This is a genomic window from Streptomyces sp. JNUCC 64 (genome assembly GCF_054484115.1).
The window spans coordinates 6,274,586-6,299,497 of sequence record NZ_CM137015.1 but is presented as its reverse complement, the minus strand read 5'-3'; the positions used below and the strand labels follow the sequence as shown (position 1 = coordinate 6,299,497).

Sequence of the window (24,912 nt, the reverse complement as noted above, 5' to 3'; positions counted from 1 at the left end):
GTGACGGCCCGCCCCAAAGACCCGGAGGGGGCGCGGGGAACTGCGCGGGTGACCCACCACGACCCGCAGGTGACGGCACCCGCCCAACGCCCCGTGAGGAGCGCGGGGAACCCACGACCACCCGCAGGGACAGCACACGCCGAAAGCCCCGCAAGGGGCGCGGGGAACTGCGCGGGCGACCCACCACGACAGTGGGCCGAGCACCGGCCGGAAGGCCCCGTCGGGGGCGCGGGGAACGGCGCGGGGAACCCGCCACCGCCCGCGGGCGACGACGCGCCCGGCCGGAGCCGCCAGGCCGACCCCCGGGGGATGATGGGGGAATGCGCGCGGCCCGGCTGATCAAGATGGTGTTGCTGTTGCAGGCGAGGGTGTCGATGACCGCCGCCGAGCTGGCCCGGGAGCTGGAGGTGTCGGAGCGGACGGTCACCCGCGACGCCCAGGCCCTCTCCGAGGCGGGCGTACCGGTCTACGCGGACCGGGGCCGCACCGGCGGTTACCGCCTGGTGGGCGGCTACCGCACCGGCCTGACGGGACTGGCCCGGGGCGAGGCCGAGACGCTGTTCCTGTCCGGGGTCCCGGAGGCCCTGCGGGACATGGGACTGGCGGACACCGCATCGGCGGCCCGGCTGAAGGTGTCGGCCGCGCTGACGCCCTCGCTGCGCGGCGCGTCCCGGACCGCTGCCCAACGCTTCCACCTGGACGCCCCCGGCTGGTTCCACGAGCCGTCCACCCCCGATCTGCTGGCCCCGGTGGCCGACGCGGTGTGGGACGACCGCCGGATCACCGCCCGCTACCGCCGGGGCGCGGGCGACCGTTCCGGCGAGGTCGAGCGGCTGCTGGAGCCGTACGGGCTCGTCCTCAAGGCGGGGGTCTGGTACCTGTGCGCCCGCGCGGACACCGGCGCGCACCGGGTGTACCGGATCGACCGGTTCACGGCGGTGGAGCCGGACGCGGAGCGGTTCGCCCGGGACGAGGAGTTCGACCTGCCGGGGTTCTGGGCGCGCCGGGCCGCCCAGTTCGCGCGGGCGCTGCTGCGCGCCGAGGCGGTGGTGCGGCTGTCGGAGGCCGGGGCGGCCCGGCTGCGCCACGCGGTGGGGTCCGCCGCCGCCGAGGAGGCGCTGGCGACGGCGGACGCCCCGGACGCGGAGGGCTGGGTGACGGTCACCGTCCCGGTGGAGTCGGAGGACGTGGCGTACACCCAGTTCCTGGCGCTGGGTCCGGACGTGGAGGTGGTGGCGCCGCCCGGGCTGCGGGCCCGGTGCGCGGACGCGGCGCGCCGGACGGCCCTGCGCTACGGGTAGCGCGCGAGGACCGCTGTGATCCACCGGTCACGGGTCACAGGGCACGGGGCACGACGACCGCTCGTGACCCACCGGTCACAGGCACGGGTCACGACGACCGCCCGTGGTCCGCCGGGTCCGTGACGGCCGCCCCCGTAGCCGTCACGGACCACCGGTGACCCCACCGGCCCGGAGCCGTCACGGGCCGCCGGTGACCCCGCCGACCCGGAGCCGGAGCCGCGTCGGACCACCGGTGGCGGGTGACGGACTACCGGTAGTCCGTCACGACGGGGTCCCCGCCCGCCTTCTCGGCGAGCATGAAGCCCCAGACGTCGGGCCGGGAGCCGTCGGCGTCGGTGACCCCGTACTCCCGGGCGAGCTGCCCGCTGTCGAGGGAGTCGCCGTTCCAGCGGTGCCGTTCCGGGTCGGCGACGAGGGCGGCCAGTCCCCGGGCGAGGTAGGCCGGGGACTCGGAGAGCGACCAGTGGGGCTGCGCCTGGACGCCGTCCCGCCAGGTCTCCTCGGTGAGGCCGAAGTGGTCGAGCATCTCCTCGGAGCGCAGGAAGCCGGGGGTGACGGCGACGGCGGTGCAGCCGACCGTCTTCAGTTCCTCGCCGAGGGCGTACGCCATCCGGATCGGGGCGTTCTTGGCGAGGTCGTAGTAGAAGTGCTCCCGGTAGTCGCGGTTGGTGCGGGCGGTGCCGTCGGTGACCTCGACCAGCAGCCCGCCCGGGTTCCGCACCAGCAGCGGGAGCGCCACGCTGCTGGTGATGATGTGGCTGCGGACCCCGAGGTCCAGCATCCGCAGCCCCCGGTCGAGGTCCACGTCCCACATCCGGACGGTGTCGAGGTCGAGGAGCGGATTGCCGCCCCACATGTCGTTGACGAGGACGTCCAGCCGTCCCTGCTCGCGGTCGATCCGGGCGATCAGTTCACGGACCCGGTCGGTCTCCAGGTGGTCGGTGGGGACGGCGGTGGCCGAGCCGCCGGAACCCGCCGCGCGGGCCGCCGCGTCGACGAGTTCGGCGGTCCCCTCGATGGTCTCGCCGGGCCGTCCCAGCTCGCTGACCCGCTCCCGGGTGGTGCGGCCGGTGACGTAGACGGTGGCCCCCGCGCGGCCGAGTTCCACGGCGATGGCCCGTCCGGCGCCCCGGGTGGCTCCGCCGACGAGGGCGATCCGTCCGGCGAGGGGCGCGGCGCCGGTCGCCGTGACGGGGGCGGTCGCCCCGGCGGGGACGGGCTCGGTGGGGGCGGGGGTGCGGGTGGCGTCGTGCGCCGTGGTGTCGGTCATGGTCCCGATCGTGCCGGGGAATCCCGACATCCTCTGTCCGGCTTTCCGGACGGTCCGCCGACCGGGCGGGGAGGGGCGCGGTCCCCCACTCGGCGTGCGGCCGGGGGGCCGGGGACGGATGCTGGTCCCGTGATGGACGAGACGGAGTTCTGGGAGCTGGTCGACGGGGCGCGCGAGGCCGCCGGGGACGACCCCGAGGAGCAGGCGGACGTGCTGGTGGAGCGGCTGGTCCGGCTCGATCCGGAGTCCGTCCTGGACTTCTCCCGGCACTTCGAGGCCCGCTACGCCCGCGCCTACCGCTGGGACCTGTGGGGGGCCGCGTGGGTGCTGCTGGACGGCGTCAGCGACGACGCGTTCGACTTCTTCCGCTGCTGGCTGATCGGCCAGGGCCGGGAGGTGTTCGAGGGCGCCCTGCACGATCCGGACGCGCTGGCGGAGCTGCTGGACGACTTCGACCCGGCGGTGGACGGGGACGCCGAGGAGCTGGGGTACGCGGCCGACGAGGCGTACGAGCGGCTGACCGGCGCGGTGGCGCCCGATCTGGGCCTGCCCGCGCCGCCCCGGGAACCGGTGGGCACCCCCATGGACTTCGAGGACGACGCGGTGCTGGCCCGCTACTACCCCCGGCTCTGGGACCGGTTCGGACAGTCGGAGGTCTGAGCGGCCCGCCCGGGGCATTCCTCACGGACTAGGGAAACGTTTCTCCTCACCCTCGGTCGGAGCGGCCCCGTCGCCCCGGACGGCCTCACAGCGCGAGCCCCATGAGGACGTCGTCCACGTACTCCCCGCCGACCAGGAACTCCCCGGGCAGGACGCCCTCCACCACGAACCCCTCGGACGCGTACAGCGCGCGGGCGGGCGCGTTGTGGCCGAGCACCCGCAGGGTGAGCCGCCGGGCGCCGCGCCGCCGGGACTCCTCGGTCACCGCGCGCAGCAGCGCCCGGCCCACCCCGGCGCCCCGGGCGGACTCCGCGACGGCGAGCCCCTGGATCTGGAGGACGTGGGCGTTGGACGGCAGCGGGGTCGGGGAGCCGAGCCGGACGTACCCGGCGACCTCGCCGTCGACCAGGGCCACCAGGTGGTCGCCGGGCCGGTGGCGCTCGTCGAAGAAGGGGTCGTGGGGCGGGACGGGACGGGGGGCCACCGCGTGCACCGGGGACCAGGTGTCCCGGTCGAGACGGGTGAGGGCGCCGTCGTCCTCGGGGCGGGCGGGACGGATGCGGAGATCGGGCATGGGGGCAACCCTAGGGGGCACGTGTGGGAGGGGGCGGGGGATTTTCCCGGCCCCCGCCGCGCCCGGCCCGGTCCGGAGCGGGCGCGTCCGTCTTCGGCAGGATGGGACCATGCAGCCTTCCCGTATCGCGGTGGCCGGAGCCTCCGGGCTCATCGGCACCGCGCTCGTCCGCTCGCTGACCGCCGACGGCCACCGGGTGGTGCGGCTGGTGCGCCGACCGCCCCGGTCCGCCGACGAGGTGCGCTGGGACCCCGCCCGCCAGCGGATCGAGGCCCCCGGGCTCACCGACTGCGACGCGGTGGTCAACCTCGCGGGGGCGGGCATCGCCGACCACCGCTGGACCCCCGCGTACAAGCGGGAGATCCGGGACAGCCGGGTGCTGGGCACGGTGACGCTGGCGGAGGAGATCGCCTCCCTGGAGGTGCCGCCGAGGGTGTTCGTGAACGGCAGCGCGGTCGGGTTCTACGGCGACACCGGCGACCGCGCGGTGGACGAGGACGCGCCTCCCGGCCACGGCTTCCTGCCCTCGCTGACGGTGGAGTGGGAGGAGGCCGCGGCACCCGCCGAGGAGGCCGGGGTGCGGACGGTGTTCGCCCGGACGGGACTGGTCGTCACCCGGCACGGCGGGGCCTGGCAGCGGCTGTTCCCGCTCTTCAAGGCGGGCCTCGGCGGACGGCTGGGGAACGGGCACCACTACTGGAGCTACATCTCCCTGGACGACGAGGTGGCCGCGCTGCGCCATCTGCTGGACACCGAGGGGCTGTCCGGCCCGGTGAACCTGACCGCCCCCGAGCCGCTGACGAACCGTGAGATCACCGCCGCGATGGGCCGGGTGCTGCGCCGTCCCGCCGTGTTCGCGGCCCCGGCGCCGATGGTGCGGCTGCTGCTCGGCGAGATGGCCTCGGACGTGCTGACCAGCACCCGGGCGGTGCCCTCGCGACTGCTGGAGTCGGGGTTCGTCTTCGCGCACGACACCATCGACGGGACGCTGCGGGCCGCGCTGCGCTGACCGCCGCCCGGGCCCGTCCCCCACGGCGCGCGGTGAGGGGCGGGTCCGGGCGGCGTCGTGCGGGAAGGGGCGGCACGGCGTACGGGACGGGCCCGGGCGGCACGGCGGGGACGGGCCGCGCCCCCGTGGGCACCCCCGCCGGGGTCCGCCGGGCCCGCCGTGCGACCGCCGTGCGTCCGTGCCACGGTGTCGCGCGCCCTGCCCGGGCCGACCGCGCGCTCCTACGCTCGAAGGCGAACTCGGGTATTCCGGAGCCGTGTCGGGGGCGTCACCGTCCCGGCGGCCGCGCAACCTCGGGGAGGAGCACGTGCCTGAGCCCGCACGTCACGCGGACATCGTCATCGTGGGAGCCGGAGTCGCGGGACTCACGGCCGCCCGACGGCTCACCAGGGCGGGGATACCCACCGTCGTCCTGGAAGCCACCGACCGGCCCGGTGGCCGGATGTCGACCGACGAGGTCGACGGTTTCCTGCTCGACCGGATAGCACGGCCGCTCTCCACCGCCCACCCGGGCCTGAGGCGCGCCCCGGGTCTGGAGGAACTGGTGCTGCGCCCCTTCTCGCCCGGGGTGCTGGTGCGCGGTGAGGGGCGGCTGCACCGGGTCGGTGAACCACGGACCATCCGGCGCGCACGGGGCGCGTTCAAGACCGCACGCGCCCTAGCGAGCGCCCCCAGAGGGCCGCGTACGGGCTGGCAGCCCCGGGGCGCGGCCGGGGTGGGCAGCCCGCTGGACCAGGCCCGGCTGGGCGCCGCGCTGGCCCGGCTGGCGGACACCCCGGTGGAACGGCTGCTGGCCCGTCCCGAGACGGCCGCCTCGGGCGCGCTGCCGACCCGGGGCGTCCCGGCCCGGACCGTGGACGGCTTCCTGCGTCCGCTGCTGTCCGCGCTGCTCTGCGACCCGGGGCTGACGACGTCCAGCCGGTACGCGGACCTCGCCCTGCACTCCTTCGCCCGGGGACGGCTGTGTCTGCCCGAGGGCGGCGCCCGCGCCCTGCCGGACCTGCTGGCCGCCGGACTGCCGCCGGGGACGGTGCGCACCGGGGTGCGGGTGCGCTCGGTGTCGACCACCCGGGTCGTCACCGAGGAGCACGGCGAGGTCCGCTGCCGGGCGGTGCTGCTGGCCACCGACGCCCGGGCGGCGGCCCGGCTGCTGCCGGGACTGCGGGTGCCGGACTTCCACGGGGTGACCGTGGTGCACCACGCGGTGGACGAGCCGCCGCTGGAGGAGCCCGCGTGGGTGCTCGCCACCGGGCGGCGCGGCCCGGTGGCGCACACCGCCGTGGTCAGCCAGGTCGATCCGACCCGGGCCCCGGCCGGACGCTCGCTGGTCTCCTCCACGCTCCTCGGGCCCCCGCCGCCGGACGCCGACCGGGTGGTGCGCGCCCAGTTGGCGGAGCTGTACGGGACGGGGACCTCCGGCTGGGAGGTGCTGTCGGTGCGGCACCTGCCGGACGCGGTGCCCGCGATGCCCGCCCCGCACGACCCCCGGCGGCCGGTGCGGGTGCTGGACGGGCTGTACGTGTGCGGGGACCACCGGGAGACCAGCACCTTCGCCGGTGCGGTCCAGTCCGGCCGCCGGGCCGCGACGGCGGTCCTCGCGGACCTCGCCCCGGAACTGGCCCGGTCGCCGGAACACCTGGCGGCCTGACCCGCCCGGGGCCGGGGCCCCGGGGCGCGGTCGGGTCGGGTCGGGTCGGACCCACCGGGTCAGATCAGCGCGACCTTGTCCCGGTAGGCGCGAGCCTGGACGGTCTCCCGGTACGGCTCCAGCCTCCGTTCGAAGTCCCGGACGTACTCCAGGGCCCGGACGGAGCGCATGTCGGCGGCCTGCTGGGCGGCCTCCGCGCCGAGGGCGCACGCCTGGTCCAGCTCGCCGAGGCCGAGCCGGGCGCAGGCCAGCACGACCCGGCAGAACAGCCTGCTGCGCGCGAACCCGGGCGCGCGCAGTTGCAGGGACCGCTCCGCGTGCTGGGCGGCGGCGCGGTACTGCTGGAGGTCGCGGTAGCAGTGCCCGAACTCGTCCGCGAGCTGGGCCTCGTCGAAGAACCGCGCCCAGTGCGGCGGTTCGTCGCCGGGCCGGGCGGCGTCCAGCGCCCGTTCGGCCCGGACCAGGGAGGCGGTGCAGGCCCGTACCTCGCCGAGCACCCCGTGCCCGCGCGCCTCGGCGGCGTGCAGCAGTGCCTGGACGACGTGCGGGGCGGAGGAGCCGACGCCCTGCTGGGCGACCCGGGCCAGCTGGACCGCCTCCCGGCCGTGGCCGAGGTAGACGGCCTGCCGGCTCATGGTGACCAGGACGTACGAGCCGTACGCCCGGTCCGCCGCGGCCTGGGAGAGCCGGAGCGCCTGGACGAAGTACCGCTGGGCGAGCCCGTGCGCGCCGATGTCGTACGAGGTCCACCCGGCGAGCCGGGTGAGTTCGGCCGCCGCGCCGAACAGCCGTCGTCCGGTCTGCTCGCCGTAGACGCCGCGCAGCATCGGCTCGGCCTCGTGCTCCAGGTAGCGGACGAGGGCCTGGCGGGCGTGGCCCCCGCCGTAGGCGTTGTCGAGGGTGCGGAACAGCTCCGCGACGGAGCGCAGGGCGGCGATGTCCCCGGCGGTGACCCGGTGGCCCGGACCGCGTTCGGTGCCGCGCTGTCTCTGCTGGGGCACGGGGCCCCGGCCCTGGGCGGGGATGCGGAGCCCGCCGGGGACGGCGGGGGTGGTGTCGGGGCGCGCGGGCCGGTCGGGGGCGCGGGCCGCCCGGTCGGGGACGTGTCCGGCGCGGGCCGCCGGGACGGTCGGCCGTTCGGCGCGCTCCTCGGGGCGCGGCCGGTCGTCGCCCCGGCCGACCTTGTCGTCGGCGCGGCCGATGAGCCAGTCGCGGCTGGGGACGACGAGTCCGGCCGGGGTGAAGGCGATCTTGCGGAGTTCGGCGTGGCTGCCGGAGTCCTTGCGCCACAGCCCGCTGACGATGTCCACCGCCTCTTCGGGGCCTGCGGCGAACTCCAGTCCGGCGTACACCGGGGCGCACGCGTCGAGGCCCAGGTCCTGGGCGGTGAGTCTGCGCCCCAGGCGGCGGGTGAACACCTCCGCGATCAGGGCGGGGGTGGTGCCGCGCGGCTGCTGCCCGCGCAGCCAGCGGGTCACGGACGTCTTGTCGTACCGCAGGTCGAGCCCGTGTTCCAGACCGAGCTGGTCGACTCGGCGGGCCAGCCCCGCGTTGGAGAATCCTGCCTCCGCGATGAGGGCGGCTAGCTGGCGGTTGGGGGTGCGCTGCGGAGGTCGTTCCGTCATCAGATGTGCGGTCTCCTGCCTTTCGGGCCACACCTTGAGCGGCCCTTATGGCCTTGTGAACGGCGCGAATGTAGCGGGAGAACTCAGCCGCAAAGCCACCTTCGCCCCGCATTCATCCGATCGTGTGAGGATTGGCCCGACGGCTGACGTGTCCCGGCGGGTCGTAGAGTGGCGGGGGGCGGCGAGGCCGATTCCGCCCCCGGAACGCTAGGGAGGCAGGTGCCGTGAGTGAGCTGCGGTTCGTCCGGCTGGGATTCGGCGCGGACGCGGTGGAGTACCAGGCGGCCTGGGACGAGCAGCGGCGGGTGCACGCGGCCCGGTTCGCCGACGAGGTGCCCGACACCTGCCTGCTGCTCGAACACCCGCCGGTCTACACCGCCGGACGGCGCACCGAGGAGAGCGAGCGCCCCCTCGACGGGACGCCCGTGATCGACGTGGACCGGGGCGGGAAGATCACCTGGCACGGTCCGGGCCAGCTCGTCGGCTACCCGATCCTGAAGCTGCCGCGTCCGGTGGACGTGGTGGCGCACGTGCGCAGGCTGGAGGAGGCGCTCATCCGCACCTGCGCCGCGTTCGGTCTGGAGACCACCCGGATCGAGGGCCGCAGCGGGGTGTGGGTGCTCGGCGACCCGGTGGACCAGCGCCCGGCGCCCGGCGGGCTCTCCCTGGACTTCGACCCCCGGCTCGCCGACGAGGAGTTCGACCCCCGGCTGAACGGCCCCGAGTACGCCCCGTCCAACGCGGGGCAGCGCCGTGAGGACCGCAAGATCGCCGCGATCGGCATCCGGGTCGCCAAGGGCGTCACCATGCACGGCTTCGCGCTCAACGTGAACCCGGACAACACCTGGTTCGACCGGATCGTGCCGTGCGGCATCCGGGACGCGGGGGTGGCCTCGCTCTCCGCCGAGCTCGGCCGGGAGGTGACCATCGCCGACGTCCTGCCGGTGGTGGAACGGCACCTGGCGGAGGTCCTCGGGGACGCCGTCCCGCTGCCCCGCGAGGTCCCCGGCCGCCCGGCCGCCGCCTGAGCCGTCCCGACGGCCGCGCGGCACTCGGTGCCATTTACATCCAGTCGCCCGGGCGGGAATGCCGCCCTGCGGGTCCGGGGTTGGCACCGGCGCGGGGGCTTACACCTTTCGGGCGTACCCTGGTGGACGCCCAAGAATCGAAGCACAGGGAGCCGATGTGTCCGCAGTCGCACCCGACGGACGCAAGATGCTGCGCCTGGAGGTCCGCAACAGCCAGACCCCCATCGAGCGCAAGCCCGAGTGGATCAAGACCCGGGCGAAGATGGGTCCCGAGTACACGAAGATGCTGAACCTCGTGAAGGGCGAGGGGCTGCACACCGTGTGCCAGGAGGCGGGCTGTCCCAACATCTACGAGTGCTGGGAGGACCGCGAGGCCACGTTCCTCATCGGCGGTGACCAGTGCACCCGGCGTTGCGACTTCTGCAACATCGACACCGGCAAGCCCCAGGCCCTCGACCGGGACGAGCCGCGCCGGGTGGGCGAGTCCGTCGTCACGATGGACCTGAACTACGCCACCATCACCGGTGTCGCCCGCGACGACCTCGCGGACGGCGGCGCCTGGCTCTACGCCGAGACCGTGCGCCAGATCCACACCATGACCTCCGGCCGCGAGAACGGCCGCACCAAGGTCGAGCTGCTGATCCCCGACTTCAACGCGGAGCCGGACGCCCTCGCCGAGGTCTTCTCCTCGCGCCCCGAGGTGCTGGCCCACAACGTGGAGACCGTGCCCCGGATCTTCAAGCGGATCCGTCCCGGCTTCCGCTACGAGCGGTCCCTGAAGGTGATCACCGAGGCCCGCGCGGCCGGGCTGGTCACCAAGTCGAACCTGATCCTCGGCATGGGCGAGACCCGCGAGGAGATCAGCGAGGCGCTGGCCGAGCTGCACCAGGCGGGCTGCGAGCTGATCACCATCACCCAGTACCTGCGCCCCTCCGTGCGCCACCACCCCGTCGAGCGCTGGGTGAAGCCGCAGGAGTTCGTGGAGCTGAAGGAGGAGGCCGACGAGATCGGCTTCTCCGGGGTGATGTCCGGACCGCTGGTCCGTTCCTCGTACCGGGCCGGACGGCTGTACCAGATGGCCGTGGAGAAGCGGGGCGCGTACATCGCCGCCCAGGCGGTCTGATCTGCGGGTCCCCGGTCCTTTCGGGACATGGGCGTGGGGTGTGTGGCGGAACGTTCCGCCACACACCCCGCGCCCTTTTCCGTGGCCGTCCCGGCAGCCGTGCGCCGCGCCGTCGACCGCGCGGCCCGGTTCGGGGGTCGGGGGTCCGGGGTCCGGGGTCCGCGATTGTCCGGCCCCCTCCGTCGCGCACAAGGGTGACGGGAGCGGGAGTGCCCGGTCGGGTCGGGTCGGGTCGGGTCGGGTCGGGTCGGGTCGGGTCGGGTCGGGTCGGGTCGGGTCGGGTCGGGTCGGGTCGGGGGAACGATGACAGGAGGGGCCCGTCCCGGACGCGTGTGAGTCTCGGCACAGCCCCCTACCGTCGGGTAGCCCCCGGCCCGTGCCCGCACCCCGGTCCCCGCAGGTGGGGGCGCGAACGGGGGCGCACCACCGGACCGGGCGCCCCAGCCTCACCGTCATCCGGGTTTGACCGGTGGGTCACGCGCTGGTAACACCGGGTGGAGACCCTGATGTCCGTGGCGCCGGTCCCCGCCCCGTACACCGACGTACGTCCCTCAAGCGGCCGGACCGGCGCCGCACCAGCCGTGAGGCTCCCCACCGCCGCGCGACCGTCCACCACCGCGCCACCCTGGGGGAACCGCCACCATGCAGGCCACACCCGACGCACTCCCGTCGTTCACCACCGCGCTGCGGGCCGTCGAGGCCCTCCTCACCCGTGGCGGCCACCGCACCGCCCGCAGCAACGCCTGGACCTCCGTACTGGAGGACCGCCGCCGGGCCGAGGACCGCACCGCGACCGAGCGCGCCCTCGCCCGCTCCCTGGACGGCACCGCCCGCACCTCCTGAGGCGCCCGGCCCGGCCCCGGGGGCCACGCCCCCGGACAGTCCGGCCCGGTCCGACGTGACGGTCCAGTTCGACGTGACGGGCCGGGGCACGGCGGCCGGTCGGGCCCCGGGCGGAGGGCAGGGGTCCCGGACGGCGGCCGTGGGCCCGGGTGACGGCCGCGACCGCCGCGCCCCCCGTGCGCTAGGGGACGGCCCGGAACGCCTCGACGTTCTCGCGCGCCCACTGCTCGAAGGTCCGCGCGGGCCGTCCCGTCACGATCTCCGCCGACGCCCGGACGAGGTCCTCGTCCGGGTCCCACTCCGCCCCGGCCTCCGGGTCGGTCCCGTTCCCGTCGTAGTCCGCGTGGCCGACCAGGAAGTCGGCGGACGCCGCCGCGAAACCGCCCTGGGCGAGATAGCGTTCCCGCAGTTCACCAGGGGTGACGGTGAGGACGTCGAGTTCCTCGCCCAGCAGCCGGGAGAGGATCGCGACCTGCTCCCGCACGCTCAGCCGCTCGGGCCCGTTGAAGGTGTACGCACGGCCCGTGTGCCCGTCCTCCACCAGCGCGGCGACGATCGCCGAGGCCACGTCCGCCGGGTGCAGCGGGGAGGCCGGCCCGTCGGGGTCCAGGTCCCGGACCACCCGCTCCGCCCGCACCGACGGGCCCCACAGCTCCAGCTTGTTGGCCGCGAACTCCCCGGGGCGGACGAACGTCCACTCCAGGCCCGACTCCTCCACCGCCCGCTCCACCGGCAGATGGAAGGTGGTGTCGTACCCCGAGGTCACCGCCGCCGAGGACAGCACCACGATCCGCCGGACGCCCGCCGCCTTCGCCCGGGCCACGACCTCGGCGGCCGTGTCGGGGTACGGGAACAGCACCATCCGCTCCACCCCGTCGAGGGCGGCGGTCAATCCCTCCGGCCGCGCCAGGTCACCCGTCACCACCTCGACGTCCGCCGGGAAGCCCGCCGCCCCGCGCGGATCGCGGGTCAGGGCCCGTGACCGGACGCCCCGTTCCGCCAGTTCCCGCACCACCCGCCGTCCGACCGTCCCGGTCGCGCCGGTCACCAGACTGGTCATCGCACACCTCCGTCGCCCCAGCCCGCGCACGGCACCTTTCGTACACCGTACGCAGTATTTGGATCCGCAGCGTAGCCCCGGTCGCGCGGCAGGTGCCAGGCCCTCCCCTCCGGCCGGAGGGGGGCACGGAACCCGCTCGCCCGGCCCGTCGGGTGCGATCCCCGGGGTCCGTGGGGAACCAGGGGCGCCCGGACGTCGTCCCCGGCAGGGCGGACACGTAGACTTCACACCATGGCGAGGAAGGACACCGCAGCGAGCGCTGCGGACACCGGGCGGCTCAAGCAGATCGCCCTCACGTACAAGATGACCCGCAGGGCCGATTCCAAGATCGGACTCGTACTCGCGGCGGTCGGGCTCGGCACCCTCGGTGTCTTCCTCGCCTTCGGCTTCTGGATCGGGCATCCGATCTACCTGGGCATCCTCGGTCTGCTGATCGCGTTCCTCGCGACCGCGATCGTCTTCGGGCGCCGGGCCGAGCGGGCCGCGTTCAGTCAGATGGAGGGGCAGCCGGGAGCGGCAGCCGCCGTCCTCGACAACATCGGACGGGGCTGGAGCACCACTCCCGCCGTGGCGATGAACCGCAGCCAGGACGTGGTGCACCGGGCGGTCGGCAAGGCGGGCATCGTCCTCGTCGCGGAGGGCAACCCCAACCGGGTCAAGGGCCTCCTCGCCGCCGAGAAGAAGAAGATGGCCCGCATCGTCGCGGACGTGCCCGTGCACGACCTGATCGTGGGCACCGGCGAGGGCCAGGTCCCGCTGAAGAAGGTCCGCACGACCATGCTGAAGCTGCCCCGTGTGCTCACCGGACCCCAGGTCACCGTCACCAACGACCGGCTGCGCGCCATGGGCGACCTGATGAGCAACATGCCCCTGCCGAAGGGTCCGATGCCCAAGGGCATGCGGATGCCGAAGGGCCCCAAGACGCGATAGGCCCACCGGGCCGAGGACGAACGGAGGGCGCCGGAACCATCGGGTTCCGGCGCCCTCCGTCGTTTCGCCGGTCGCTTCGTCCGCCATCTCTTCGTCCGCCGTCACCCCCTGTCCCCGTCACTCCGTCCGCCGTCACTCCGGTGCGGGAGTCCGCCCGCCTTCCGTACCGACGGGAAAGCCGTACCGGCCAGGGAGCCGCGCCAAGAGAGAGGCCCGGGGAAGCGGTACCGACGGAGAGCGCGGTCCGTACCGACGGAGAGCGCGGGAAAGAGGTAAGAGGGAAGAGGGAGCGGCCCCGTGGAGGAGCGGCTCCCTCTTGACCACCCGGACTCCGGTCAGCGGCCGGAGCGGAAGGGCCCGGCGGGACGCGGCGGAACGCGGTGATCAGACGCGGACGCGGACGCGCGGACGACGATCAGATCCGGACTTCGAGCGACCGTGCCAGCTTGTCGTGCAGACCACGACCGTCGCGGTCCCAGACCAGGGGCGGGATGCCGAGGCACAGCAGGACGCTGCGCAGGAGCGCGCGCAGGGGGCGGATGTGGCCGCCGTCCTCGGCGATGACCCGGAGCCCGAAGAGGCGGCGGCCGGGGGTGAAGCCGACCGTGCCGACGGTGAGCACGTTCAGGACGAAGAGCACCAGCAGGGCCCAGTTGCTGGTGCTCTGCTGATAGCCGTCGGTGAACAGACCGTATGCGATCAGCAGGCACAGGGCCCAGTCGACGGCGAGGGCGCCCAGTCGGCGCCCCGGGCGGGCGATCGAGCCGGGGCCCGTCTCGGGCAGACCCAGTTGCTGACCCCGGTAGCCGAAGTCGACGCCCGCGCTCTCCGCGGCCTCGCGGGGGCCGGAGAGCCACGATCCGATTGCTTGCCTCTTGTCCACCCGTCCACGGTAACCGGGCGCGCGGACGGATCAGCGCCGGGGGTGCGGCGGGGCCCGCCGGGTTGACGGCCCTGGACGGGGCGGACGGGGGCGGAACCCGTGGGAGGCCCGGCGGGACGGGGCCCGGCGGACGGATCGGCCGGGCCGGTTAACTTCGGCGAAACAAATGGGTCACGCTCGGGAAATCCCGCGTCCCTAAGGTCGGGGCGAGCGTGCGCCACCGCACTGGCGCGCGAACGAGTTGCAACCCCGCCCCTCCCGGGTCGGGACGAGGAGGAGTTGGATGTTCCAGAACGCCGACGAGGCCAAGAAGTACTTCGCCGACAACGACGTCAAGTTCGTCGACGTCCGCTTCTGCGACCTGCCGGGAGTGATGCAGCACTTCACCATCCCGGCCTCGGCGTTCGACCCGGACGAGGAGCTGGCGTTCGACGGTTCGTCGATCCGCGGTTTCCAGGCGATCCACGAGTCCGACATGGCACTCCGTGCCGACCTGTCGACGGCCCGGGTCGACCCGTTCCGCCGGGACAAGACCGTCAACATCAACTTCTTCATCCACGACCCGATCACGGGCGAGCAGTACAGCCGCGACCCGCGCAACATCGCCAAGAAGGCGGAGGCGTACCTGGCCTCCACCGGGATCGCGGACACCGCGTTCTTCGGCCCCGAGGCCGAGTTCTACGTCTTCGACTCGGTGCGGTTCAGCACCTCCGCGAACGAGGGCTTCTACCACATCGACTCCGAGGCGGGCGCCTGGAACACCGGTGCGGTCGAGAACAACCGCGGCTACAAGGTCCGCTACAAGGGCGGCTACTTCCCGGCCCCGCCGGTCGACCACTTCGCCGACCTGCGCGCAGAGATCTCCCTGGAGCTGGAGAACGTGGGCCTCCAGGTCGAGCGCCAGCACCACGAGGTGGGCACCGCCGGTCAGGCCGAGATCAACTACAAGTTCAACACGCTGCTCGCCGCGGCCGACGACCTGATGCTCTTCAAGTACATCGTGAAGAACGTCGCCTGGCGCAACGGCAAGACCGCGACCTTCATGCCGAAGCCGATCTTCGGTGACAACGGTTCGGGCATGCACGTCCACCAGTCGCTGTGGAGCGGCGGCGAGCCCCTCTTCTACGACGAGCAGGGCTACGCGGGCCTCTCGGACACCGCCCGCTACTACATCGGCGGCATCCTCAAGCACGCGCCGTCGCTGCTGGCGTTCACCAACCCGACGGTGAACTCGTACCACCGTCTGGTGCCCGGCTTCGAGGCCCCGATCAACCTGGTGTACTCGCAGCGCAACCGCTCCGCCGCGATGCGCATCCCGATCACCGGCTCCAACGCGAAGGCCAAGCGCGTCGAGTTCCGCGCCCCGGACCCGTCCTCCAACCCGTACCTGGCCTTCTCCGCGCTGCTGCTCGCGGGCCTCGACGGCGTCAAGAACAAGATCGAGCCGGCCGAGCCGATCGACAAGGACCTCTACGAGCTGGCTCCCGAGGAGCACGCGGGCGTGGCCCAGGTCCCGACCTCCCTCCCGGCGGTGCTCGACGCCCTGGAGAGCGACAACGAGTACCTCCAGGCCGGCGGGGTGTTCACCTCCGACCTGATCGAGACCTGGATCGACTACAAGCGGACGCACGAGATCGCCCCGATCCAGCTCCGTCCGCACCCGCACGAGTTCGAGCTGTACTTCGACCTGTAAGCCGCTGACGGGGTCCGACCCCGCCCGAGCGACGAGAGGCCGCCGATCCCCCTCGGGACCGGCGGCCTCTTTCGGTCTGTGGAAACGTCGCATGGGCGAGGCCCCGCTCCTCTTCGAGCACGGCGGGCTCTGACGCGCAGACACGACGATGCCCCCACCGAAAGAGTGGGGGCATCGTCGTCAGATGGCGAGCACGTGCTGGAGGGCGGTAGCCACCTTGAGCATGGTCTGGTGGGAGAGGGCGCCCAGGTCGCCTCGGATCTCGTCGCGGTAGAGCGGCCCGAGGTCATCGCACAGCACCCGCCCCACGAGCGGATCGTCCTTCCCCAGCTCGACGATGCTGGGAAGCTCCGGTTTCACAGATGTGGTGATGCGGACGACGATGAGATCGTCGAGCGCACGGTTCCGCGCGTTGTTCGACACCACGAGCCAGGGTTTGAGGCCATGCCCGAGATCCGCTCGGTACACACGCCCTCGAACCGGAACGATGTCGCTCATTCACCCGCCCCGACGCGGCTCCGGCGGCGAGCCCCGCGGTCCCGCATGGCTGCGGCGTAGGCGCGATCCTCGTCATCCTGAGCTGCCGCGAGGGCGGCGTAGCCGTTCTCCAGCACCTTTTCCTGGACCGCGACGCGGCCGGCGTTGAGCAGCGCGCGAAGGATCTCGGAGTCAGAGGTGTCGTCGGCCACCTTTATTCCAGTGACCTGGCAGAGCGCGAGCGCCTCCGGACTGTCGTGCCGACGCACCCGTTCCATCGCTTCTTCGACGAGAGCGTCCAAGGGGACGCTCTTGCGGGTCTTGATGCTCATGCATCATATTGTGCAGCAGTTTATGCATCAAGTCAAAGACGGCTTCTTGCCTCGCCCCCTCCGCTTCCACCCGGCCTCGGGTCCGTACCCGCGTCCGCGCCGACCGCCACGGGCAGGCTGTGTGCACGGCGATACGGCCGGACCGAACGGAACACGCTCCTCCCCCGAACAGGTGAGCAACCGCCCCCGTTCCGGTCATCGGCCCGGATGGTCCCGGTGCCGCCCGCCTCACGGGAATAAGCGGATCAACCGGCATGAAACACCGCACGTTCTTGAGGAAAAACTCACAATCCGTCCTCTGCTGTCACCCCGGTGTGAGGGCCTAGCATCTGGGCATGACGGTCCTGCCTGACGACGGGCTCCCGCTGGCCGCCGAGTTCCCTGAAGCGACCCATGAGCAGTGGCAGCGCCTCGTGGAAGGCGTGCTGCGCAAGTCGGGTCGGGACGCCTCGGGGGACGACGCCGAGCGGGCGCTGTCCACCACCATCGAGGACGGGCTCACCACCCGGCCCCTGTACACCGCGCGGGACGCGGTGGCCGACGCCGGGTTCCCCGGGTTCGCGCCCTTCGTCCGGGGCGGGCGGCCCGAAGGGGTGGTCTCCGGTGGCTGGGACGTGCGGCAGCGGCACACCGGGAGCGACCCCGCGCGGGTCAACGAGGACGTGCTCACCGATCTGGAGAACGGGGCCACCTCGGTCTGGCTGGTGCTGGGGCCGGGCGGGCTGACCCCCGACGGACTCGGCCGGGCGCTGGACGGGGTGTACCTGGACCTGGCGCCCGTCGCCCTGGAGGCGGGCGAGGGGTACGGGGCGGCCGGACGGGCCCTGCTGGCGCTGCACGAGGAGCGCGGCGCGGACCCGGCGCTGGTGCGCGGACGGCTGGGCGCCGACCCCCTCGGGTACGAGGCCCGCTCCGGACGCCCGACCGGCACCGGGGACGCGGTGGAGCTGGCGCGGGCCGCCCTCGCGCGGTGGCCGGGCGTCCGGGCACTGACCGCCGACGCGCTGCCGTACCACGAGGCCGGGGCCTCGGCCGTCCAGGAACTGGGACTGTCGCTGGCGACCGGGGTGGCCTATCTGCGACTGCTCACCGACGCGGGGCTGGACGTCGCCGAGGCGTGCGGACAGCTGGAGTTCCGGTACGCGGCGAGCGCCGACCAGTTCCTGACCATCGCCAAGTCGCGGGCGGCCCGGCGGCTGTGGGCCCGGGTCGCGGAGGTCTCCGGCGCGCCGGGTCCCGTCGGGGCGCAGCGGCAGCACGCGGTGACGTCGTCGGTGATGATGACCCGGCGCGACCCGTGGGTGAACATGCTGCGGACGACGCTGGCCGCGCTGGGCGCCGGGGTCGGCGGGGCGGACGCGGTGACGGTGCTGCCGTTCGACGAGGCGATCGGGGCGCCGGACGCGTTCGCGCGCCGGATCGCCCGCAACACCTCGACGATCCTGGTGGAGGAGTCGCAGCTGGCCCGGGTGACCGACCCGGCGGGCGGCTCCTGGTACGTGGAACGACTGACGGACGAACTCGCCCACGCGGGCTGGGAGTTCTTCCGGGAGGTGGAGCGCGCGGGCGGACTGCCCGGGGCGCTGCGGTCCGGGTTCGTCGCCGAGCGGTTGGCCGCGACCTGGGCGGCGCGGAAGCGACGGCTGGCGACCCGGCGGGAGCCGGTGACGGGCGTCAGCGAGTTCCCGTCGCTGGTGGAGCGGCCGGTGGAGCGGGCGGCGCCGGACGCCCGGGTGTCCGGGGGGCTGCCCCGGGTGCGCCGGGACGAGGACTTCGAGGCGCTGCGGGCCCGCGCGGACGCGCACCTCGCGCGCACCGGCGTCCGGCCCCGGGTGTTCCTGGCGGCGCTGGGCCCGGCCGCCGAGCACACCGCGCGGGTCACGTTCGCCGCGAACCTGTTCCGGGCCGGGGGGATCGAGCCGGTCCACGATCCGGTGACGGTGGACGCGGAGTCGGCGGCCGGGGCGTTCGCGGCGAGCGGCGCCGGGATCGCGTGCCTGTGCTCCGGTGACGACCGGTATCTGACGGAGGCGGGTCCGGTCGCCGCCGCGTTGCGGGGGGCGGGCGCCGGGCGGGTGCTCCTGGCGGGCCGTCCGGCGGACCGTCCGGGGGTGGCCGTGGACGGTCACGTCTTCGCGGGCGGCGACGCGGTGGAGACCCTGGCCTCCGTTCTCGACCAGCTGGGAGTGGCGTGATGGCGATCCCCGACTTCACCGGTGTCGAGCTGGGCGACGCGCCCGGCACGGGTTCCGAGGAGCTGTGGCGGACGGCGGTGAAGGAGGCCACCGGGCAGGGCGACGAGACGCGCTGGGAGACCCCGGAGGGCATCCCGGTGAAGCGGCTGTACACCGGGCGGGACCTCGCGGAGCTGGACTTCCTGGACACCTATCCGGGGATCGCCCCCTATCTGCGCGGCCCGTACCCGACGATGTACGTCAACCAGCCGTGGACGATCCGGCAGTACGCGGGGTTCTCGACGGCGGAGGAGTCCAACGCGTTCTACCGGCGCAATCTGGCCGCCGGGCAGAAGGGGTTGTCCGTCGCCTTCGACCTGCCGACGCACCGGGGGTACGACAGCGACCACCCCCGGGTCACCGGCGACGTGGGCATGGCGGGCGTGGCCATCGACTCGATCCACGACATGCGGCAGCTCTTCGACGGCATCCCGCTGGACCGGATGACGGTGTCGATGACGATGAACGGCGCGGTGCTGCCGGTGCTGGCGCTGTACATCGTGGCGGCCGAGGAGCAGGGCGTGCCGCCGGAGCGGCTGGCGGGGACCATCCAGAACGACATCCTCAAGGAGTTCATGGTCCGCAACACGTACATCTATCCGCCGGAGCCGTCGATGCGGATCATCTCCGACATCTTCGCGTACACCTCGCGGCGGATGCCCCGCTACAACTCGATCTCCATCTCCGGGTACCACATCCAGGAGGCGGGGGCGACGGCCGACCTGGAGCTGGCGTACACCCTGGCGGACGGGGTGGAGTACCTGCGGGCGGGGCGGGCGGCGGGGCTGGAGGTGGACGCGTTCGCGCCCCGGCTGTCGTTCTTCTGGGCGATCGGCATGAACTTCTTCATGGAGATCGCCAAGTTGCGGGCGGCGCGGTTGCTGTGGGCCCGGCTGGTCCGGGAGTTCGGGCCGTCGAACCCCAAGTCGCTGTCGCTGCGCACCCATGCGCAGACCTCGGGGTGGTCGCTGACCGCGCAGGACGTGTTCAACAACGTGACGCGCACCTGTGTGGAGGCGATGGCGGCGACCCAGGGGCACACCCAGTCGCTGCACACCAACGCGCTGGACGAGGCGCTGGCGCTGCCGACGGACTTCTCCGCGCGGATCGCCCGCAACACCCAGCTGCTGATCCAGCAGGAGTCGGGCACCACCCGGGTCATCGACCCGTGGGGCGGCAGCGCGTACGTGGAGCGGCTGACGTACGACCTGGCGCGGCGGGCGTGGGCGCACATCCGGGAGGTGGAGGCGGCGGGCGGGATGGCGCGGGCGATCGAGGCGGGCATCCCCAAGCTGCGGGTGGAGGAGGCGGCGGCCCGGACGCAAGCGTGGATCGACTCCGGGCGGCAGCCGGTGATCGGCGTCAACAAGTACCGGGTGGACGACGACGAGCGGATCGAGGTGCTGAAGGTCGACAACTCCTCCGTCCGCGAACAGCAGGTCGCCAAGTTGCGGCGACTGCGGGCGGAGCGCGACGAGACGGCCTGCCGGGACGCGCTGCGCGCCCTCACCGACGCGGCGGGGAAGGCACCGGGCCCCGGTCTGGACGGCAACCTGCTGGCGCTCGCGGTGGACGCGGCCCGCGCCGAGGCCACCGTCGGGGAGATCTCCGACGCGTTGGAGCGGGTGTACGGACGGCACGCGGGGCAGATCCGTACGATCTCGGGTGTGTACCGCACCGAAGCAGGCACCTCGCCGTCCGTGGCCCGCACCCGGGCGCTGGTCGACGCCTTCGCCGAGGCGGAGGGCCGCCGTCCGCGCATCCTGGTGGCGAAGATGGGGCAGGACGGCCACGACCGGGGACAGAAGGTGATCGCGACGGCGTTCGCGGACCTCGGCTTCGACGTGGACGTGGGCCCGCTGTTCCAGACCCCGGCGGAGGTGGCGCGGCAGGCCGTCGAGGCGGACGTGCACATCGTCGGGGTGTCCTCGCTGGCCGCCGGGCACCTCACCCTGGTCCCGGCGCTGCGCGAGGAGCTGGCGCGCGAGGGCCGCGAGGACATCATGATCGTGGTCGGCGGGGTGATCCCGCCGCAGGACGTGGCGGCGCTGCATGAGGCGGGCGCGGCGGCGGTGTTCCCGCCCGGCACCGTCATCCCGGACGCGGCGTACGACCTGGTGGACCGGTTGTCCGGGCTGCTCGGCCACGAGTCCGGGGAGCGGTGACCCGGGGGCCGTGGCGAGGACGATCGATCTCGACGGGTACGTACGGGGGGTGCTCGACGGCCGACGGGCCTCGATCGCCCGGGCGATCACGCTCGTGGAGTCGGCCCGGGCCGACCACCGGGCCCTGGCGCAGGAGCTGCTGACCGCGCTGCTGCCGCACGCCGGGCGCTCCCGGCGGGTGGGGATCAGCGGGGTGCCGGGGGTCGGCAAGTCGACGTTCGTCGACGCCCTGGGGACGGCGCTGACCGGGCGGGGTCACCGGGTCGCGGTGCTCGCCGTCGATCCCTCGTCCACCCGGACCGGCGGGTCGATCCTCGGGGACAAGACCCGGATGGAGCGGCTGGCGGTGGATCCGGCGGCGTTCGTCCGGCCCTCCCCCACGGCGGGCACCCTGGGCGGGGTGGCGCGGGCCACCCGGGAGTCGATGGTGGTGATGGAGGCTGCCGGGTACGACGTGGTGCTGGTGGAGACGGTCGGGGTGGGCCAGTCGGAGACGGCCGTCGCGGAGATGGTGGACACCTTCCTGCTGCTGTCGCTGGCCCGCACCGGGGACCAGTTGCAGGGCATCAAGAAGGGCGTGCTGGAGCTGGCGGACGTGATCGCCGTCAACAAGGCCGACGGCCCCCAGGAACGCGACGCCCGCGCGGCGGCCCGGGAGCTGGCGGGCGCGCTGCGGCTGCTGCGGACGCCGGACGCCGCGTGGCACACCCCGGTGCTGAGTTGCAGCGCCCGGGAGGGCACCGGGCTGAACGCGGTGTGGGAGCGGGTGGAGGAGCACCGCGCGCTGCTCGACGGGACGGGCGCGCTGGCCGCGAAGCGGCGGGAGCAGCAGGTGGACTGGACCTGGTCGATGGTCCGGGACGAGCTGTGGGAGCGGTTGCGCTCCCACCCCCCGGTACGGGCGCTGGTACCGGAGCTGGAGCGGCGGGTACGGGACGGCGAGCTGACGGCGACCCTGGCGGCCCGCCGGATCCTGGACGCCTTCGGGGACGGGGGCGGGACCCCGAACGGAGACGGGACCGGGCACGAGGCCACAGACGGGACCTCGTAGCGCGGGGCTGCTCCCCGGACGCGCGGTCCCGGGTCCCGGTCCGGAGACCGGGACGGGGGCGGGACCCCGGACGGGGACGGAACCGGGCACGGGGCCACGGACGGGACCTCGTAGCGCGGGGCTCCCCGGACGCGCCGGTCCCGGACGCGCGGGCCCGGGCACGCGTCCCCCGGCACGGCCGGGGGACGGGCACGTTCCGCGTACGGCCCGACGCGGTCGGAGGACGGGCGCGGAGACAGGGCGGCATACCCCGTCCGGGCGGATGTCATGCCGCCGGACGGGACGGGAGCGCGCGATTCACCCGTTCGGCGGCACTCCGTTCGCCGCCGGGCGGCGGGCGGCGGACGCTCGGGGCACCGGGTCCCCGGCGGCCCCCACCGGGGGACCGCCGCTCGGCACTGGCCGGGGGACCGCCCTTCGAGGGGAGAACCCATGAGCAGCAGCACACCCCCGCCCACCGGCGGGGCGGGTACCGGCGGGGCGCCGACGCCGCACCGGAAGTCGTCGTCGCACGACGGGTGGGTCACCGGGGGGACCGTCTTCGCCGGAGTCCTGATGCTGGTCTCCGGTGTGCTGGCGGTCCTGAACGGGATCGCGGCCATCGCCGAGGACGACGTGTACGCGACGGTCGGCGACTACGTCTTCGAGTTCAACCTGACCAGTTGGGGCTGGATCCACCTCGTCCTCGGGGTGCTGGTGGCGATCGTGGGCTACGGCATCCTCAAGGGCGCCGACTGGGCGCGGGCGCTCGGCGTGGGGCTCGCCGCGCTGAGCGTGGTCCTCAACTTCATCTGGCTGCCGTACCAGCCGCTGTGGGCGCTGGTGAGCATCGCCATCGGCGTCTTCGTGATCTGGGCGCTGTGCAGCTCGCCGGGGCATGAGGACGCGGTGCTCTGACCGTTCCGCAACGGTCACCGTGACGGCCGGCCCGCGCTCCGCGGGCCGGCCGTCACGTCCGTGCGCCCCGGAACCCGACGGCCGGCTCCGCTCACACGCCGGGTTCCGCCGCGATGACGCCCGCCGCGATCGACGCCTCCAGGGCGGCGTGGTCGGCGGCGTTCGCCGTCGCGTAGCGCAGCGCGAAGTCCGCGACGGCCCGGTCGAAGGTGTCTCCGTTGCCGAGGTAGGCGGCGAGCGCGATCCGGTCCCCGGAGCGGGCGTGGGCGCGGGCCAGGGAGGCCCCGCACAGTCCCGCGTAGCGGACGAGCTGCCCCGCGGCGAGGGTGGCGAGGTCCACCGAGCCCTTCATGTCCCGTAGCTGGCGCCAGTAGTAGGAGCGTCCCTGGGGGCCGGTCATCCAGCCGAGGAAGATGTCGCTGGCGGCCTGGGTGAGCCGTTGTCCGGCGACGACCCGGCGGCCGGGATGGTCGTAGACGCCGTTCGGGAGGTGTTCCTCCAGGACGGACGCGCTCGCCTCCTTGATCTGGAGGAACAGCGGGTCGGTGTCGTCGCGGCCGGTGAGCAGCACGATGAAGCAGCGGGTGCCGACGCTGCCGACGCCGACGACCTTGCGGGCGGCGTCCACGAACCGGTAGCGGTCCAGGAGGACCCGGCGCTCCTCGGAGAGGGTGGAGCGGTAGTCGCTGAACATCTTGCGCAGTTCGGTGAGGTCCGGTCCGGCGACCCGTTCGACGAGCGGCGGATCGTCGACGATCCGGCGGCGCCCGTCGACCACCGCGGTGAGCTTGCCGAGGGCCTGGAGGCTGGTGCGGCGCCGGGCCCGGGCGAAGGTGGCACGGGCCTGCTTGCGTCCGCTGGGGCGGATCAGCCGCATGATGCCGGTGGTGTCGATGTGGTTGTACCAGACGTCCAGTTCGCCGAGCGCGGCGAGCCGGCGGATCATCAGCCGGTACTGGGTGACGCTCTCCCGCGCGGCGCGCTGGGCGGTGGTCTTGCCGAAGCCGTTGTCCCGGGCGGCGACGGCGGCGCTCGCGGCGAGGCGTTTGACGTCCCACTCGAAGGGCCCGGGGAAGGTCTCGTCGAAGTCGTTGACGTCGAAGAGCAGGGCGCGCTCGGGCGAGGCGAAGAGCCCGAAGTTCAGCAGATGGGCGTCACCGCAGAGCTGGACGGTGAGCCCGGTGTTCTCGGTGGCGGCGAGGTCACCGGCCATCACGGCGGCGGCGCCGCGCAGGAACGCGAACGGGGAGAGCGCCATCCGTCCGTAGCGGATGGGGAGCAGTTCGGGGACCCGGTCGGCGCCCTGGCGTTCCAGGACGGCGACCGGGTCGGGGCGGCCGACGGCCGGGATCCAGGCGCCGTGGGCGCTGCGGGGGACCCGTTTGCGGGCGAGGCGGCCCCGTTCGGCGCGGGCCCCGGGCGTGCGGTCCGCGGGCCGTCCGACGGGGATCACTCCGTCCACCGGGGGTCGGCGGTCGGGGTCCTGGGGTTCCTCGGCACGATCAGCCTCCCGGGGTACGCCGCGTGATGCCCCCAGTGAACGGGAACCGGCCCCGGGCCGCACCGCCGGTGGGCGAACGGGTGAGCCCGGAGCGGGGCCCACCCGTCGAGCCCGGACCCGGGCCGGGGAACGCTCCCCCGGTCCGGGCCCCGCCCCGGACGGCGGCTCCGGAGGCCCGGTGCGACGGCCGTCCCGGTGGTCGTCGCACCGGGACGGCCACCGCCACGACGACCGCCCGGTGACGGCGGCGCGCCGCCGGATTCCGACGGCTCGGCCGCCCCGACGGCCCTAACGGCTGTAGCGCATGAACGCCCGGACCATGTGGCAGGTGACGTCCGACGGCGGGTGGATGCCGACCTGGGCGGCGGTGGAGCGGATGGTGCGGTTCTGCGCCTGGTTCGGCAGATAGACCCCCGCGTCGAGCAGGGCGATGGCGAGCCGCATCGCCTTGAGCCTGCGGTTGTGGGTGACGTACCACTCACGGGGCCGTCCGGCGGGCAGCGGCCGCTTCCTCTCGGGGGTGTACGGGACGTCGATCGGCAGGGACTGTTGCGCGGGTGCGGCAACGGGCACGGGCGTCCTCCTGTTCGTCGTCGGGGGCTCCTCGC

General features: G+C 74.0%; 22 protein-coding genes. 13 read left to right on the top strand and 9 right to left on the bottom strand.

Features of this window, described 5'->3' with window-relative positions; translation table 11 throughout:
* Positions 1–320: 320 nt before the first annotated feature.
* Positions 321–1,301 carry a helix-turn-helix transcriptional regulator gene (locus tag ACVWNX_RS25935; protein WP_454410374.1) on the top strand — a complete coding sequence of 327 codons (981 nt, stop codon included), beginning with the start codon at positions 321–323 and terminating at the stop codon, positions 1,299–1,301.
* A gap of 247 nt (positions 1,302–1,548) precedes the next feature.
* On the opposite strand, the gene ACVWNX_RS25930 is transcribed toward ACVWNX_RS25935, so the two are convergent.
* The gene (locus ACVWNX_RS25930; RefSeq protein WP_454410372.1) at positions 1,549–2,571 is read right to left on the bottom strand and encodes an SDR family oxidoreductase; all 1,023 of its coding nucleotides are present in this window, start codon (positions 2,569–2,571) and stop codon (positions 1,549–1,551) included.
* Between the two features lie 132 nt (positions 2,572–2,703).
* Between ACVWNX_RS25930 and ACVWNX_RS25925 the strand changes: the two genes are divergently transcribed.
* Positions 2,704–3,231 (top strand): DUF4240 domain-containing protein, encoded by a 528-nt coding sequence (locus ACVWNX_RS25925; protein ID WP_454414940.1) that lies wholly within the window; start codon positions 2,704–2,706, stop codon positions 3,229–3,231.
* An 85-nt stretch (positions 3,232–3,316) separates the two neighbouring features.
* Here the strand turns inward: ACVWNX_RS25925 and ACVWNX_RS25920 are convergent, their stop codons facing one another.
* Entirely contained in the window at positions 3,317–3,805 is a 489-nt protein-coding gene (locus ACVWNX_RS25920; protein WP_454410370.1) for a GNAT family N-acetyltransferase, read from the bottom strand.
* A gap of 109 nt (positions 3,806–3,914) precedes the next feature.
* Here ACVWNX_RS25920 and ACVWNX_RS25915 point away from each other — a divergent pair, with 109 nt between their 5' ends.
* Both ACVWNX_RS25915 and ACVWNX_RS25910 read left to right on the top strand, forming a co-directional pair.
* On the top strand, positions 3,915–4,814 hold the full coding sequence (locus ACVWNX_RS25915; RefSeq protein ID WP_454410368.1) for a TIGR01777 family oxidoreductase: 900 nt from the start codon (positions 3,915–3,917) through the stop codon (positions 4,812–4,814).
* A gap of 307 nt (positions 4,815–5,121) precedes the next feature.
* On the top strand, positions 5,122–6,462 hold the full coding sequence (locus tag ACVWNX_RS25910) for an NAD(P)/FAD-dependent oxidoreductase (RefSeq protein ID WP_454410366.1): 1,341 nt from the start codon (positions 5,122–5,124) through the stop codon (positions 6,460–6,462).
* A gap of 59 nt (positions 6,463–6,521) precedes the next feature.
* On the opposite strand, the gene ACVWNX_RS25905 is transcribed toward ACVWNX_RS25910, so the two are convergent.
* Positions 6,522–8,087 (bottom strand): regulator, encoded by a 1,566-nt coding sequence (locus ACVWNX_RS25905; RefSeq protein ID WP_454410364.1) that lies wholly within the window; start codon positions 8,085–8,087, stop codon positions 6,522–6,524.
* A gap of 224 nt (positions 8,088–8,311) precedes the next feature.
* Here ACVWNX_RS25905 and lipB point away from each other — a divergent pair, with 224 nt between their 5' ends.
* The 3 genes from lipB to ACVWNX_RS25890 all read left to right on the top strand — a co-directional run bounded on the left by lipB (position 8,312) and on the right by ACVWNX_RS25890 (position 11,081).
* Entirely contained in the window at positions 8,312–9,115 is an 804-nt protein-coding gene (lipB, locus tag ACVWNX_RS25900) for a lipoyl(octanoyl) transferase LipB (RefSeq protein WP_454410362.1), read from the top strand.
* A 157-nt stretch (positions 9,116–9,272) separates the two neighbouring features.
* Positions 9,273–10,238: a lipoyl synthase gene (lipA, locus tag ACVWNX_RS25895; protein WP_454410360.1), complete on the top strand. Its 966-nt coding sequence runs from the start codon at positions 9,273–9,275 to the stop codon at positions 10,236–10,238.
* A gap of 642 nt (positions 10,239–10,880) precedes the next feature.
* Complete coding sequence (locus tag ACVWNX_RS25890) at positions 10,881–11,081, top strand: hypothetical protein (RefSeq protein ID WP_454410358.1); 201 nt, start codon at positions 10,881–10,883, stop codon at positions 11,079–11,081.
* A 181-nt stretch (positions 11,082–11,262) separates the two neighbouring features.
* On the opposite strand, the gene ACVWNX_RS25885 is transcribed toward ACVWNX_RS25890, so the two are convergent.
* Positions 11,263–12,141: an SDR family oxidoreductase gene (locus ACVWNX_RS25885; RefSeq protein ID WP_454410356.1), complete on the bottom strand. Its 879-nt coding sequence runs from the start codon at positions 12,139–12,141 to the stop codon at positions 11,263–11,265.
* A gap of 231 nt (positions 12,142–12,372) precedes the next feature.
* Between ACVWNX_RS25885 and ACVWNX_RS25880 the strand changes: the two genes are divergently transcribed.
* Complete coding sequence (locus ACVWNX_RS25880) at positions 12,373–13,071, top strand: DUF4191 domain-containing protein (protein ID WP_454410354.1); 699 nt, start codon at positions 12,373–12,375, stop codon at positions 13,069–13,071.
* A 415-nt stretch (positions 13,072–13,486) separates the two neighbouring features.
* On the opposite strand, the gene ACVWNX_RS25875 is transcribed toward ACVWNX_RS25880, so the two are convergent.
* A complete protein-coding gene (locus ACVWNX_RS25875) occupies positions 13,487–13,954 on the bottom strand; it encodes an RDD family protein (protein WP_454410352.1) in 468 nt (155 codons plus the stop codon).
* 283 nt (positions 13,955–14,237) lie between these two features.
* Between ACVWNX_RS25875 and glnA the strand changes: the two genes are divergently transcribed.
* On the top strand, positions 14,238–15,647 hold the full coding sequence (gene glnA, locus ACVWNX_RS25870; protein WP_454410350.1) for a type I glutamate--ammonia ligase: 1,410 nt from the start codon (positions 14,238–14,240) through the stop codon (positions 15,645–15,647).
* Between the two features lie 180 nt (positions 15,648–15,827).
* Here glnA and ACVWNX_RS25865 read toward each other — a convergent pair whose 3' ends face one another.
* Together ACVWNX_RS25865 and ACVWNX_RS25860 are read right to left on the bottom strand one after the other, a co-directional pair.
* On the bottom strand, positions 15,828–16,145 hold the full coding sequence (locus ACVWNX_RS25865) for a type II toxin-antitoxin system PemK/MazF family toxin (RefSeq protein ID WP_454410348.1): 318 nt from the start codon (positions 16,143–16,145) through the stop codon (positions 15,828–15,830).
* Positions 16,142–16,456: a hypothetical protein gene (locus tag ACVWNX_RS25860; protein ID WP_454410346.1), complete on the bottom strand. Its 315-nt coding sequence runs from the start codon at positions 16,454–16,456 to the stop codon at positions 16,142–16,144. The genes ACVWNX_RS25865 and ACVWNX_RS25860 overlap by 4 nt, the downstream gene beginning before the upstream one ends.
* Positions 16,457–16,791: 335 nt before the next feature.
* On the opposite strand from ACVWNX_RS25860, the gene ACVWNX_RS25855 reads away from it, so the two are divergent.
* The 4 genes from ACVWNX_RS25855 to ACVWNX_RS25840 all read left to right on the top strand — a co-directional run bounded on the left by ACVWNX_RS25855 (position 16,792) and on the right by ACVWNX_RS25840 (position 22,803).
* Positions 16,792–18,651 (top strand): methylmalonyl-CoA mutase subunit beta, encoded by a 1,860-nt coding sequence (locus ACVWNX_RS25855; protein ID WP_454410344.1) that lies wholly within the window; start codon positions 16,792–16,794, stop codon positions 18,649–18,651.
* A complete protein-coding gene (gene scpA / locus ACVWNX_RS25850) occupies positions 18,651–20,855 on the top strand; it encodes a methylmalonyl-CoA mutase (protein ID WP_454410342.1) in 2,205 nt (734 codons plus the stop codon). Before ACVWNX_RS25855 ends, scpA begins: the two co-directional genes overlap by 1 nt.
* Positions 20,856–20,865: 10 nt before the next feature.
* The gene (gene meaB / locus ACVWNX_RS25845) at positions 20,866–21,906 is read left to right on the top strand and encodes a methylmalonyl Co-A mutase-associated GTPase MeaB (protein ID WP_454410340.1); all 1,041 of its coding nucleotides are present in this window, start codon (positions 20,866–20,868) and stop codon (positions 21,904–21,906) included.
* Between the two features lie 432 nt (positions 21,907–22,338).
* Positions 22,339–22,803: a DUF7144 family membrane protein gene (locus ACVWNX_RS25840; RefSeq protein WP_454410338.1), complete on the top strand. Its 465-nt coding sequence runs from the start codon at positions 22,339–22,341 to the stop codon at positions 22,801–22,803.
* 91 nt (positions 22,804–22,894) lie between these two features.
* On the opposite strand, the gene ACVWNX_RS25835 is transcribed toward ACVWNX_RS25840, so the two are convergent.
* Positions 22,895–24,256 carry a DUF2252 domain-containing protein gene (locus tag ACVWNX_RS25835; protein WP_454410336.1) on the bottom strand — a complete coding sequence of 454 codons (1,362 nt, stop codon included), beginning with the start codon at positions 24,254–24,256 and terminating at the stop codon, positions 22,895–22,897.
* A 336-nt stretch (positions 24,257–24,592) separates the two neighbouring features.
* Positions 24,593–24,877: a hypothetical protein gene (locus tag ACVWNX_RS25830; protein ID WP_454410334.1), complete on the bottom strand. Its 285-nt coding sequence runs from the start codon at positions 24,875–24,877 to the stop codon at positions 24,593–24,595.
* Positions 24,878–24,912: the final 35 nt, after the last annotated feature.